An 11,822-nucleotide genomic window follows, 5' to 3' on the forward strand; every position below is an offset into this window, starting at 1 on the left:
CTACGCGGGGATGGCCTGTGCGCGTCCCACAGTTGACTCCCGCGGCACCACCTGGAATGCCGTCTCGACCTCTCGGGGCGGCATTCCGGCAGGGTCCTTGATGCGGTCCATCAGCATCCGGATGGCAGTCTCCGCAATCTCCGTGCGGCCCGGGTCCACGGTGCTAAGGGTGGGAAGGGAGTACCGGGTTTCATCGAGGTCATCGAAGCCGATCACCGCCACATCGTCCGGCACGCGGAACCCGGCCTCCTGAAGCACCCGCACGGCGCCTTGGGCGAGCGTGTCATTCAACCCGAAGACAGCATCGAACCCGGCCCCGCGGTCAAGGAGGTCGTGCATGGCGGCGGCGCCGTTGGACCGGTGCCAGTCCACGACGTAGGCCACGATGCCGTCGTCGTACGGAATGCCCCTCGCCTCAAGGGCCTCGCGGTAACCCCGCAGGCGGAGGCCGGCGGAACCGATGACCTCACCCTCGTGGGCGCCCACCACGGCGATCCGCTTCCTGCCCAGGTCCAGCAGGTGCTCGGTGGCGGCGCGGGCCGCCGTCACGTTCTGCATGGTGACGTGGTCGGAAGCGCTGCCGAAGATCCGCTCTCCAAGGAGCACTATGGGCACCTCGGCCTTGATCAGGTCCGCGTCCTCCTGCCCGAGCGCCAGAGGGCTGAAGATCAGGCCGTCGGACATCTTCAGCCGTGGGCTGGCCATGACCTCAAGCTCCCGGTCGCGGTCCGCGCCGGTCTGCTCGACCAGCACCACCAGCCCGCACTTGGCCGCCGCCTCGATCACGGCGTCGGCCAGCTCGGCGAAGTACGGAAGGCTCAGCTGGGGCAAAGCGAGCGTGATGGCGCCGGTGTGTCCGGAACGAAGGCTGCGGGCCGTGAGGTTGGGCCGGTAGCCCAGTTCACGGATAGCCTGCTGGACCTTGGCCCGGGTGGATTCCCGGACATGCGGGTGGTTGTTGATGACGTTGGACACCGTCTTGAAGGACACGCCCGCAACCCGGGCAACATCGTGGAGCGTGGCCGCCATGGATCCCCCTGCAAAAGGTCTGAGGCCCGGAGGCCGGTTACGCTGATTTTACAACGTTGAACGCCTTTAGCGCGCTCCTCCCGGCCCCCGGACCCTCACCGCCGCCGCTTCCGGTCCTTCCCGCCGGCGCGGTCCTGCCGTTCCGCCAGGTCCCGCTCCGCCCAGCGCTGCGACTTCCCGGCTGACACCACCTTCTGGTGCCACTCCCGGTGGTACGCCCGCTGGGCGGCCACGCTGCTGCGCCGGGCCAGGGCGGCAAGCTCGCGCTGCAGCTTCCGGTAGCTGTGCCAGCGCCGCTCGGGAAGGGTGCCGTCCGCGAGGGCCTGCTGCACGGCGCAGCCTGGTTCGCCCTGGTGGGAGCAGTCCGAGAACCGGCATCCCGCAGCCAGTTCCTCCACGTCGCCGAACATCTCCTCCAGGCCGTCCTCGGCGTCGAACAGCCCGAAGCCGCGCACCCCCGGCGTGTCCATCAGCACGGTCCCGTTGGCAAGTGGCACCAGTTCCCGGGACGTGGTGGTGTGCTTGCCCTTGAAGTCGCCGGAGCGCACCGGACCGGTGTGCTGGACCTCGCGGCCGACCAGCGCGTTGATCAGCGTTGACTTGCCTGCGCCGGACGGTCCCAGGAGCACGATGGTGCCGCCCGCAGGGATGTGCTGCAGCAGTTCGTCGATGCCGTCGCCTTTTTCTGCGGACGTGGTCACCACGTCCACCCCGGCGGCCTGGAGGATGACTTTCCCGACGACGTCGTCCGCCACGGCGGCGAGGTCGGCCTTGGTGATGATCACCAGGGGAGTGGCGCCGGAGTCCCATGCAGCCACAAGGGTCCGCTCCAGCCGGTTGTGGGTCAGGGGCCGGTCCACCGGCACCACCACACCCACCACGTCCATGTTCGCCGCCAGGACCTGTTCCGCGGACGAATCCTCGAAAGCGCGCTTGCGGCTGAGTTCGGACAGGCGCGGCAGGACGGCCAGGATCTGGCGTTCGCCGGCGCGGTTGGGGCCGGTCCACACCCAGTCGCCGGTGACGGGAACGCCGCCGGCCAGGGGGTAGGGAAGGCGCAGGAGGCCGTTGCCGACGGCGACCAGCAGCCGGTTGCGGTCCACCCGGACCACCCGCCCTCGTCCGGTGGCGCCGGGGCACGGGTGTTCGTTGAAATGCCGCGCTACTGGCGCCGCATAGCCAAAGGCGGTGGGGCCTTCGAAAAGTAACTTGTTGCTGATTCCAGTACTGTCCAGGGCGTTGCCTGAAGAAGTGTTCACTGTGGTTTCCTCGGGAAGATCTCCCGATGCACCAGGGCGCGTCAGGCGACGCTGATGCAGGCGGGGGAGTGGGGCTGGTTGATGGATGCGGGGCGCTCCGGGCGCGCGGCAGCTGCAGTCATCAAAACCACCTCCATTCCCTCCAGGGGTCCTCTCCGCTCTGCCGGGGACGGCAGGGGCGACCGTGTCCCACTCTAGCCGCGGCCGCCGTGGGGGGCCAGAGCCAAACGGGAAGCTTAGCGCTGCAGTTCCAGGGCCCGCTTCTGCCGGCCGGAGATGGACGAGACGTAGCCGCAGTTTGAGCAGGTGATGTTGTATTTCCGGGACGTGGTGAACACCGGGATGAAGAACAGCGTGAACTTGGTGGCGCGCTCTTCCAGGTGGTGGTGGACGAAGGAGCGGCAGTACTGGCAGGTTGCAGGCTTGCCGGGGAGCGCCTTGAGTACCGTCTTGAAGCCGAAGAGGAGGAGCATGGCGGGGCCTTTCGTGGTCCTGTGCTTATCGAACCACCTTAGGCGGTTTCGCCGCGGTTGTTCATGGGTACGACTGCTGATGCGCGTGCCGTTGCGGTGCAATACTGAGGGTCGGCACAGGCATTCGGCGTTGGGGGGACTTCGAAGACATGGTTCTGGACACCACCACGCTCAGGATCGCCTTCGGCCTGATGGCGCTGGTCCTGGTGGTGCTCTTCTACTTCTCCGCTTACCGCATCACGCGCTCGCCGTACAGCGGCTGGTGGTGCCTGGCGCTCGTGTTCTTCCTCGCCGGATCCGCGTGCTTCCTGCTGGACGGGACGGTCCACCAGGTGTGGGCCAACCCGCTGGGAAACGTGATGCTGGTACACGGCGGGGTAGCGGTGTGGGCAGGTGCCCGGTCGCTGCGGACTGTGCCGCCGCCGAAGTGGGCGTTCACCGGGATCCCGCTGGTAACGCTGGTGGCCTCCGTGGTGGACAGCCCGGCCACGAATACCTGGTCCGGCGGTCCGGTGTTCCTCGCCGCGATGAGTGTCAGCATTGGGCTGGCATCCCGGGAGCTGTGGCGCCTGGAGCCCGGCTACTCGAGGGTCCGGATTCCCATGGCAGTGGCGGCCGGGGGCCTGGCCGCCTTCTACTTCCTCCGGTGGATCGCGTTCCTGGTCGAGGGGCAGAACGGGCCCACGTTCACCACCGTGTTCGGCTCGGCGGTGACCACTCTGGTGACCATGGTGCTGCTGGTAGTGGTGTCTTTCAGCATGGCCGCGCTAAGCAGTGAACAGCAGACCCGCGCCCTCCGCGTGGTGGCCTCCCGTGACGACCTGACCGGGCTGTTGAACCGCAAGGCCTTCATCGACCTTGCCGCCGAGCTGCTCTCCGACCGGGCCATCACCTGCGGCTCCGGCGCCCTGATTCTGGCAGACCTGGACCACTTCAAGGGTGTTAACGACACGTACGGCCACGCCGCCGGGGACAGGGCGCTGCAGCGGTTCGCCCAGTCCTGCACCGAAACGGTCCGGTCCACCGACCTGGTGGGCCGCTATGGCGGTGAAGAATTCGTGCTCTTGATCCCCGGTGCCAGCGCCGAGCGTGCCGAGCTGATCGCTAAGGAGATCAGCCGCCGGCTCGCCGCCGGACCTGCCGCCGACGGCATGGAGATGCCCACTGTCAGCTACGGAATTTCCATGTACGACGCCGATACATCCGACGTGGAGAGCGTCATCGCCGCCGCCGACGCGGCTTTGTACGTGGCAAAGTCAGAGGGCCGGAACCGAACGGCCCGCAGCGACCGGCTCCTGTAGGGAGAGCCAAGCGGGACGCCGCCCCCGGCCGAGGCCTAGCTCAGCCTGGCCGCGAGCTGCTCCTGCGGTTGTTGCCCCACAGCCGGGCAGGGTCCCACCGAACCGCGCCGGACAAGAGTTGCCGTGAAGTGTGACGGTGGGGCAGGTGCAAGGCCCTCCATCTGGCGGATCAGCGCCTTGGCTGCAGCCACACCCATGTTGTAAACCGGCTGGGCGATCACGGTCAGGGGTGGTGTGGTGAGCCGGGTCCAGGGGAAGTCGTCGTACATGAGGAATGAAACATCGGCCGGAATGGACAGCCCAAGTTCCTGGATCGCCTCCACCACGCTGAGGGCAATCAGGCCATCGGAAGCAACCACTGCAGTGGCCTGCTCCGGCCCGCGAAGGACTTCCCGGGTGATGCTGCGGATGGAGTCTGCGTCGCCGGCATTGAGCCGGACGAGGTCCTCCGGGAACGGAAGGCCAGCCGCCAGGAATGCCTTCCGCATTCCCTCCAAACGGTCCGCTATCTGGGAAGAATCCAGCGTCATTCCCGGGGCGTAGGGAGCCTCGGTCCGCAGCGTGGAAATGAAGGCAATCCTGCGGTGGCCGGCGTCGAGAAGATGCTGCGTGGCTTCCAGCGAAATCTTCGCCATATCCACCGCTACCGTCTCCACGCCCAGGTCTCCGCCGGTCCGGTCAATGAAGACCAGGGGGCGGCCTGACTGGTGCACCTGCTGCAGGTGCCCGGTATCCACCGATGATGCGGGGGCAACGATCAGGCCGTCCACGCGCTTGTCCAGCAGGACCCGGACGGCGTCAACTTCAGCCCCCCGGTCTTCGTCAGTGTTGACCAGGATGACGTTGTAGCCAGCCTTCTTGGCGGTGTCGGTAATGCCCCGGGTGGCAAGTCCGAAATGGGGGTTTTCGATATCGCCGACCACTACGCCGATGGTGTGGGATTTCCCTGTATTCATGCTGCGGGCAAGCTCGTTGGGACGGTAGGACAGTGCCTCGGCTGCGGCGAGGACACGTTCACGGACGTCATCGCTGACGGCACCGTAGTTACCCAGTGCCCTGGCGGCCTGGGCCTTGGACACCTGGGCTGCCTTTGCCACGTCGGCAACGGTTACGTCCCGCCGCCTCGCTCCTTCACCGTTCATCTTCACCTTTCGACGGGCTGTTGACGGCCCCTGTGACTTAGGCTACATTTCTATCAATCGATGTGAGTCCGGTCTCAATCCTAGAGGGTGAGACCGGACTCAACAAGAAGCATCGGCCACTTTCTTTGGCGGCCCTGACAGCACCGCCTCCCCATCAACGATTGGACAACGCTGTGAAAAAGCTGAACTTCCGCCCCGCCGGCATCGCCGCGGCTGCCCTGGCCGCAGTCCTGGCGCTCTCCGGCTGCGGCTCTACCACCCCCGCCTCCACCACCGAGGACAATCCCTACGGCCTGATCCAGCCCGGCACCATCCGCGTGGCCAGCCTGGGCGACTCGAAGCCCTATACATTTGCCGATGCCTCTGGCAACTTCACGGGATTCGACGTGGAACTCTTCAAGGACGTGGCCCACCGCGCCGGCGTAGACAACGTGGTCTTCACCGGGCAGGACTTCTCCGGGCTCCTGGCCGCCGTGGCAAACGGCCAGTTCGACGCCGGCGTGGCCGCGATCGGCATCACGGACAAGCGCAAGGAGACCGTGGACTTCTCGGATGGCTACCTTGCCGGCTACCTGACCGTGATCACCACCAAGACCTCCGGCATCACCGGCGCCGACGGCCTGGCAGGAAAGCGGCTCGGCGTGGTTCAAGGCACGCTTCAGGAAGCCTACGCCGTGAAGAACTTCACGTCCGCCAGCCTGGTCCGCTTCCCGGACAACAACACCGCGATCGCAGCGGTCAACAGCGGCACCGTGGACGCACACTTCCTGGACTACGAGGCCGCGAAGGCCTACCAGGAACAGCACGGCCTGGTCAGCGCGGCTGACATCCCGTCCTTCGACGCCCCGGCCGGATTCGCCGTGGCCAAGGGCAAGACGGCCTTCAAGGAGGCCCTGAACAAGGGCCTCGCCGAAGCGATGGAAGACGGCACCTGGAAGGAGCTCTACCAGAAGTGGTTCCCGGGCTCCCCGATGCCAGAGCAGTACCTGCCCAAGGCCGAGCAGACCGCCGCAGCTGAGCCGGCCAAGTAGTCCTACGGACATCTGACCGGGCGGGCCGCCTCAAGCGGCCCGCCCGGAACCTCCAAACAATCTACGTCTGAGAGCAACCATGGACTGGTTCAACACCATCATCCGTACTTTCTTCGACTTCGGCGCTATGGCCGAGGTCCTGCCCCAACTCCTGGCGGTCGGCCTTCTCAACACGCTGATCATCTCCATCGCCGCAACCGTCCTTGGCACGGTGCTGGGAATGGTGGTCGCCGTCATGGGCATTTCACCGTCCAAGTGGCTGCGGGTTCCGGCCAGGATCTACACGGACCTCTTCCGCGGCCTGCCCGCCATCCTCACCATCCTGCTGATCGGCCAGGGCTTCGCACGCCTCAGCCAATCGATTTTTGGTCCTTCGCCCTACCCCCTGGGGATCATCGCCCTTAGCCTGATCGCCAGCGCATACATCGGCGAGATCTTCCGTGCTGGCATTCTCAGCGTGGACAAGGGCCAGGGCGAGGCCTGCCGGGCCCTGGGCATGAGCTACGCCAAGTCCATGGCACTTGTTGTGGTGCCCCAGGGCATCCGCCGGGTGCTTCCGGCGCTGGTAAACCAGTTCATCGCAATCGTCAAGGATTCCTCCCTGGTCTACTTCCTGGGGCTGCTCGTCACCGAACGCGAACTCTTCCGCGTGGGACAGGACGCCGCCGTGCTGTCCGGGAACCTTTCCCCGCTGGTCGCTGCCGGCATCCTGTACCTGGTGATCACCGTTCCGCTGACGCACCTGGTGAACTACTTCGACAACAGGTTCCGCACCGGCCGCCGCCGTGCCGCACCGCCCACCAGCGGTTTGAACGAAGTCAAGGAACTCGATGCGGCCTCGCCGCTCATCACCGGGAGCAACACATGAACCTGCCAACCACCACCAGCAACAACGCGTCCCAGGACGTCCAGACGTTCCACGGCTCGAGCTTGGAACTGCGCAACCTGACAATGGCCTATGGGGACATCGAGGTCCTGCGTAACGTCAGCCTCACGGTTGCCCCGGGCACCACCACCTGCATCATCGGTCCCTCCGGTTCGGGCAAGTCCACCCTGCTCCGCGGCGTCAACCGGCTGCACGAACCCAGGAGCGGCGACGTGCTGCTGGCTGGCGAAAGCACCCTCAACGCCAATTCCGATACTCTTCGGACACGCATCGGTATGGTGTTCCAGCACTTCAACCTATTCCCGGACCACACCGCCCTGGAGAACGTGGCACTGGCGCTATGGAGCGTCAAGGGCATGCCCAAGGCCCAAGCGATGGAGCGCGCCCGCCGCGGACTCGCCGAAGTGGGACTTGCGGAGCGCGCAGACCACCGGCCCAGGGACCTGTCAGGCGGTCAGCAGCAGCGCGTTGCCATCGCCCGTGCGCTCGCCATGGAACCCGAGGTCATGCTCTTCGATGAAGCCACCAGCGCGCTGGACCCGGAACTGGTCAAGGGCGTCCTGAACCTCATGGCAGGGCTTGGCCGCCGCGGGATGACAATGCTGGTGGTCACCCACGAGATGGGCTTCGCCCGCAAGGTGGCCGACCAGGTGGTCTTCATGGATGAAGGCGAAGTAGTCGAAGCAGGAACACCCGCCCAACTCTTCGACAACCCCCGCAGCGAACGCCTGCAGCGGTTCCTCTCCGAGGTGCTCTGATGCGGACCGTTACAGCGGCACCCATCCGTACTGCCGTCGTCGGCTTTGGAATTTCCGGCCGCGTGTTCCACGCGCCGCTGATCGCCGCGAATCCAGGCTTCTCACTCGACGTCATCGTCACCTCACACCCGGAACGGGTGGCCGAGGCAGCCAGGCTCTATCCGCAGGCCCGGATCCTGCCCACCCCGGAGGAGCTCTTCGCGGAGGCGGGAAACCTCGACCTCCTGATCCTTGGCACTCCGCCGGACACCCACTTCGGGCTGGCCGCCACGGCCATCGCCCATGGACTGCACGTAGTAGTGGACAAGCCGTTCGTGCCCACGTCAGACCTGGGCGAGGAACTGATCAGCAGGGCAGCCGACGGTGGCGTGCAGCTCACCGTGTTCCAGAACAGGCGCTGGGACGCCGACTTCCTGACCCTCCGGAAGGTCCTGGCATCAGGAGCCCTCGGGGAAGTCAGCAGCTACGAATCACGGTTCGAGTGGTGGCGTCCCGAAGGGTTCGGCAATTGGCGGGACACGGTCTCCCTCGCCGAAGGCGGCGGCATCCTGCACGACCTGGGGGCACATCTGATTGACCAGGCCATCCAGCTGTTCGGCCCGGTGGACAGGAGCTACGGGGAGACGGCAAACCATGGACCCCACCCCGATGCCGCCGACACCGAAGCCTTCGTGTCGCTGCTGCACGCGTCCGGTGTCCGCTCGAGGCTGTGGATGAACGGCATGGCCGCCCAGCCGGGCCCCCGCTTCCACGTCCTCGGCTCCCAAAGTGGCTACACCAAATGGGGCCTGGACAGCCAGGAACCCGCCCTTGCTGCCGGCATGCCGCCGTCGGACCCTGCCTATGGGGTTGAATCCCAGGAGTCTTGGGGGCTCCTGGGAGTGGACGGCGAAGCAAAGCCCGTACAACCCGAGCGCGGTGCGTACCCGCAGTTCTATGTGCAGCTTTCCGGAGCCTTGCGGGGGGAGGACCCACTGCCCGTGGACCCGGCCGAACCACTTGAGGTGCTGAGGGTGATCGAGGGCATCCACGCCCTAACCTGATTCCGCCGTCCGGTTCCTTCCACCTCTTCCTCCTCAACGCGTAACAGCGTTCCCATCATCATGTTTTTCACAGAAAGGGACACCATGTCCTCTGCAGCATCCGCCAAGCGCGTCGCCATCATCGGCGGCGGCATCCTGGGAGTCTCCACCGCCGTGCACCTGCTGCGCGAAGGCGCCTCCGTGATCCTGCTGACCGAACGCGGCCTGGCCAGCGAAGCCAGCGGGCGGTCGCTGTCGTGGCTCAACTCCGCAGGCGAGCGGTCCACCCCTTACCACCAGCTGCGGATTGCCGGCGTGGACCGGTACCGCACCCTCTTTGCCGCTGACCCCACTCGGGAATGGCTCCAGTTCGGCGGCGGCCTGATGTGGAACGCCGAAGGACAGCAGGATGACACCGAGGCCCGGCACGCCTACGAGAAGTCCATCGGCTACGACTCCAAGCTCCTTTCTCCCGGTGACATCGCGTCCGTTACCCCAGGCATCGACGCCGCCTCTGTACCGGACAAGGCCATCTTCAACCCCGGCGAGGGCTGGGTCAGCCTGCCCGACCTCATCGACTTCCTCATGGAGGAATTCCACTCCCGCGGCGGTGAACTCGTCCTGAACGCGGGCAAGACTTCCGTGATGGTGGAGGAGGGACGCGCCACGGGCGTGGAAACGGCCGCCGGCGGGACCTACCCGGCCGACGCTGTCCTGGTGGCATGCGGCGCGGCGACGCCCGCCGTCGTCGAACCCCTTGGCATCCGGATCCCCAACGGTTCGCCGGTGTCCATGCTGGTGCTGACCAAGCAGGTGCAACACGAGGTCGCCGCGGTGATGAACACCCCCCGCGCCGCGCTCAGGCCCAACCCCGGCGGCACCTTCGCGCTGGACCACGACTGGTACGAGGAGCACATCACCGAGCACGCGGACGGCTCCTTCAGCATCCCGGATGAGGTGGTGCAGGAACTGGCCGACGAGGCGTCGAAGCTGGTTGCCGGTAACCCGGAACTCAAGCCTGCATCCTGGAAGATTGGCTACAAGCCGATCCCCGGCGATGGCGAGCCGGTCCTTGGCGAACTGGGGCAGGTGCCCGGCTGCTTCGTCGCCTTCACCCACTCCGGTGCCACCCTGGGCCTCATTGCCGGTGAGCTCCTGGCCGGGGAGATCCTGACCGGCAGGAAGCACCCCATGCTCGGCACCTTCCGGCCGGGGCGGTTCTCCTAGTCCAGGACGGCCGGCGGGGGAGCCGCAGGGCCCTTTCCGAGGGTACCTAGTTGAGCTTCCCCGCCAGCCGCTCCCGCATCGAGACGCTCGCAGCGTTCAGGCCGATCAGCTCCACCTCGCGGCCGTGGCGCCTGTACTTCTCGGTGACGGCGTCCAGGACGGCGATGGTGGAGGCGTCCCAGAGGTGCGAGGCGTGCAGGTCCACCACCACGCGGTGGATGTCCGGTGCCGCGTCCAGGGCGTACTCGAACTGCGTGTAGAGGTCATTGGAGGAGGCGAAGAAAAGCTCGCCGTCCACGGTGTAGGTGGCCACGTTCTGCCCGTTGACCTCAAGCACCGTGCGTTCCACGGTGACGAAGTGGGCCACGCGGCGGGCGAACATGGCCATTGCGGCCAGCACGCCGACGCCCACCCCGATGGCCAGGTTGTGGGTGGCCACCACAGCGGCCACGGTGATGAGCATGACGGCGGTTTCGGACTTGGGCATCCGTCGGAGGGTCCGCGGCGCGATGGAGTGCCATTCGAACGTGATGGCGGAGACGAAGATCATCACGGCCACCAGCGCGGCCATGGGGATGAGTCCGACGACGTCGCCCAGCACCACCACGAGCAGCAGCAGGAAGACGCCGGCCAGGAAGGTGGACACCCGGCTGCGCGCGCCCGACCCCTTCACGTTGATCATGGTCTGGCCGATCACGGCACAGCCGCCCATGCCCCCGAGGAACCCGGTGACGATGTTCGCCACGCCCTGGCCCCACGATTCGCGGGTCGTGTTGGACCGGGTGTCCGTGATGTCATCCACCAGCTTGGCGGTCATCAGGGACTCCAGCAGCCCCACCAGGGCCATGGACAGCGAGAACGGGGCCAGGATCTGGAAGGTCTCCCACGTCAGCGGGACGTTCGGCAGGAAAAGTGACGGCAGGCTCTCCGGAAGCTGCCCCTTGTCCGAGACGGTGGGCACGTCCACGCCGGCCAGGACGGCAAACACGGTGAGCAGGACGATCGCCACCAGCGGCGAGGGCACCGCCGTCGTGATCCGCGGCAGGCCCACCACGATCACCAGGCCCACCGCAACCAGGGGGTAGACCATCCAGGGGACGCCAACCAGCTCCGGGAGCTGGGCCATGAACACCAGGATGGCCAGCGCATTGACGAAGCCGACCATGACGGACCGGGGAATGAAGCGCATCAGCCGGGTCACCCCCGCGGCGGCAAGCAGGATCTGGAACACCCCGGCCAGGATCACCCCGGCAATGAGGTAGTCCAGCCCATGGCTGCGCATCAGGGGAGCGATCACCAGCGCCACGGCCCCGGTGGCTGCCGAGATCATCGCCGGACGTCCGCCGACGAACGCGATGGTCACGGCCATAGTGAAGGACGCGAACAGGCCGATCCTCGGGTCCACGCCCGCAATCACGGAAAAGGCGATAGCCTCCGGGATCAGGGCAAGGGCAACCACCAGGCCCGCAAGGGCCTCGGTCTTCAGCCGGCGCGGGGAGCGGAGCGTGGCCCGGACCGATTGCAGCTGCTGGGGCGGAGGCGCTGCAACCGGGGAAGCGGCAGATACGGCCATGGCTGGCTCCGTTCAGGTTGGGAAGGCGCGTGGGGAACCTTCAGGTGGTGGGAAAGGGGCGCCGCGGTGCGCTCGAAACTGGGGGCACGGGCGGCGCAAGCGTGCTGCCGAACCGAGCCCC

At 66.6% G+C, this 11,822-nt stretch carries 11 protein-coding genes; 6 read left to right on the top strand and 5 right to left on the bottom strand.

Translation table 11 applies throughout. From position 1 onward, the window contains the following. From AC5RU7_RS13665 to AC5RU7_RS13675, 3 genes are all read right to left on the bottom strand, one after another. Complete coding sequence (locus AC5RU7_RS13665; protein ID WP_494011342.1) at window positions 1-1,029, bottom strand: LacI family DNA-binding transcriptional regulator; 1,029 nt, start codon at window positions 1,027-1,029, stop codon at window positions 1-3. 95 nt (window positions 1,030-1,124) lie between these two features. Then, complete coding sequence (gene rsgA, locus AC5RU7_RS13670; protein WP_494011341.1) at window positions 1,125-2,288, bottom strand: ribosome small subunit-dependent GTPase A; 1,164 nt, start codon at window positions 2,286-2,288, stop codon at window positions 1,125-1,127. A 236-nt stretch (window positions 2,289-2,524) separates the two neighbouring features. Continuing rightward, window positions 2,525-2,761 carry a zinc-ribbon domain-containing protein gene (locus tag AC5RU7_RS13675; protein WP_494011340.1) on the bottom strand — a complete coding sequence of 79 codons (237 nt, stop codon included), beginning with the start codon at window positions 2,759-2,761 and terminating at the stop codon, window positions 2,525-2,527. A gap of 149 nt (window positions 2,762-2,910) precedes the next feature. On the opposite strand from AC5RU7_RS13675, the gene AC5RU7_RS13680 reads away from it, so the two are divergent. After that, on the top strand, window positions 2,911-4,062 hold the full coding sequence (locus AC5RU7_RS13680) for a GGDEF domain-containing protein (RefSeq protein ID WP_494052682.1): 1,152 nt from the start codon (window positions 2,911-2,913) through the stop codon (window positions 4,060-4,062). 35 nt (window positions 4,063-4,097) lie between these two features. Here AC5RU7_RS13680 and AC5RU7_RS13685 read toward each other — a convergent pair whose 3' ends face one another. Continuing rightward, window positions 4,098-5,204: a LacI family DNA-binding transcriptional regulator gene (locus AC5RU7_RS13685; RefSeq protein ID WP_494052683.1), complete on the bottom strand. Its 1,107-nt coding sequence runs from the start codon at window positions 5,202-5,204 to the stop codon at window positions 4,098-4,100. A gap of 173 nt (window positions 5,205-5,377) precedes the next feature. On the opposite strand from AC5RU7_RS13685, the gene AC5RU7_RS13690 reads away from it, so the two are divergent. The 5 genes from AC5RU7_RS13690 to AC5RU7_RS13710 all read left to right on the top strand — a co-directional run bounded on the left by AC5RU7_RS13690 (window position 5,378) and on the right by AC5RU7_RS13710 (window position 10,128). Continuing rightward, window positions 5,378-6,235, top strand: coding sequence for an ABC transporter substrate-binding protein (locus AC5RU7_RS13690; RefSeq protein ID WP_494052684.1), 858 nt, complete (start codon window positions 5,378-5,380; stop codon window positions 6,233-6,235). A gap of 79 nt (window positions 6,236-6,314) precedes the next feature. After that, the gene (locus AC5RU7_RS13695) at window positions 6,315-7,103 is read left to right on the top strand and encodes an amino acid ABC transporter permease (protein ID WP_494011336.1); all 789 of its coding nucleotides are present in this window, start codon (window positions 6,315-6,317) and stop codon (window positions 7,101-7,103) included. After that, a complete protein-coding gene (locus tag AC5RU7_RS13700) occupies window positions 7,100-7,879 on the top strand; it encodes an amino acid ABC transporter ATP-binding protein (protein ID WP_494052685.1) in 780 nt (259 codons plus the stop codon). The genes AC5RU7_RS13695 and AC5RU7_RS13700 overlap by 4 nt, the downstream gene beginning before the upstream one ends. Next, window positions 7,879-8,922, top strand: coding sequence for a Gfo/Idh/MocA family protein (locus AC5RU7_RS13705; protein ID WP_494052686.1), 1,044 nt, complete (start codon window positions 7,879-7,881; stop codon window positions 8,920-8,922). The genes AC5RU7_RS13700 and AC5RU7_RS13705 overlap by 1 nt, the downstream gene beginning before the upstream one ends. An 84-nt stretch (window positions 8,923-9,006) precedes the next feature. Then, window positions 9,007-10,128 carry an NAD(P)/FAD-dependent oxidoreductase gene (locus tag AC5RU7_RS13710; RefSeq protein WP_494052687.1) on the top strand — a complete coding sequence of 374 codons (1,122 nt, stop codon included), beginning with the start codon at window positions 9,007-9,009 and terminating at the stop codon, window positions 10,126-10,128. 46 nt (window positions 10,129-10,174) lie between these two features. Here the strand turns inward: AC5RU7_RS13710 and AC5RU7_RS13715 are convergent, their stop codons facing one another. Continuing rightward, the gene (locus tag AC5RU7_RS13715; RefSeq protein WP_494052688.1) at window positions 10,175-11,701 is read right to left on the bottom strand and encodes a SulP family inorganic anion transporter; all 1,527 of its coding nucleotides are present in this window, start codon (window positions 11,699-11,701) and stop codon (window positions 10,175-10,177) included. Between the last annotated feature and the right edge of the window lie 121 nt (window positions 11,702-11,822).

It is taken from the genome of Arthrobacter sp. K410C (assembly GCF_059090105.1).

What these genes read in the sequence shown, in the direction of transcription:
- AC5RU7_RS13695 (WP_494011336.1), top strand. Translation starts at nt 6,315, where the DNA reads ATGGACTGGTTCAACACCATCATCCGTACTTTCTTCGACTTCGGCGCT.
- AC5RU7_RS13680 (WP_494052682.1), top strand. Translation starts at nt 2,911, where the DNA reads ATGGTTCTGGACACCACCACGCTCAGGATCGCCTTCGGCCTGATGGCG.
- AC5RU7_RS13710 (WP_494052687.1), top strand. Translation starts at nt 9,007, where the DNA reads ATGTCCTCTGCAGCATCCGCCAAGCGCGTCGCCATCATCGGCGGCGGC.
- AC5RU7_RS13675 (WP_494011340.1), bottom strand. Translation starts at nt 2,761, where the DNA reads ATGCTCCTCCTCTTCGGCTTCAAGACGGTACTCAAGGCGCTCCCCGGC.
- AC5RU7_RS13665 (WP_494011342.1), bottom strand. Translation starts at nt 1,029, where the DNA reads ATGGCGGCCACGCTCCACGATGTTGCCCGGGTTGCGGGCGTGTCCTTC.
- AC5RU7_RS13705 (WP_494052686.1), top strand. Translation starts at nt 7,879, where the DNA reads ATGCGGACCGTTACAGCGGCACCCATCCGTACTGCCGTCGTCGGCTTT.
- AC5RU7_RS13685 (WP_494052683.1), bottom strand. Translation starts at nt 5,204, where the DNA reads ATGAACGGTGAAGGAGCGAGGCGGCGGGACGTAACCGTTGCCGACGTG.
- AC5RU7_RS13700 (WP_494052685.1), top strand. Translation starts at nt 7,100, where the DNA reads ATGAACCTGCCAACCACCACCAGCAACAACGCGTCCCAGGACGTCCAG.
- AC5RU7_RS13715 (WP_494052688.1), bottom strand. Translation starts at nt 11,701, where the DNA reads ATGGCCGTATCTGCCGCTTCCCCGGTTGCAGCGCCTCCGCCCCAGCAG.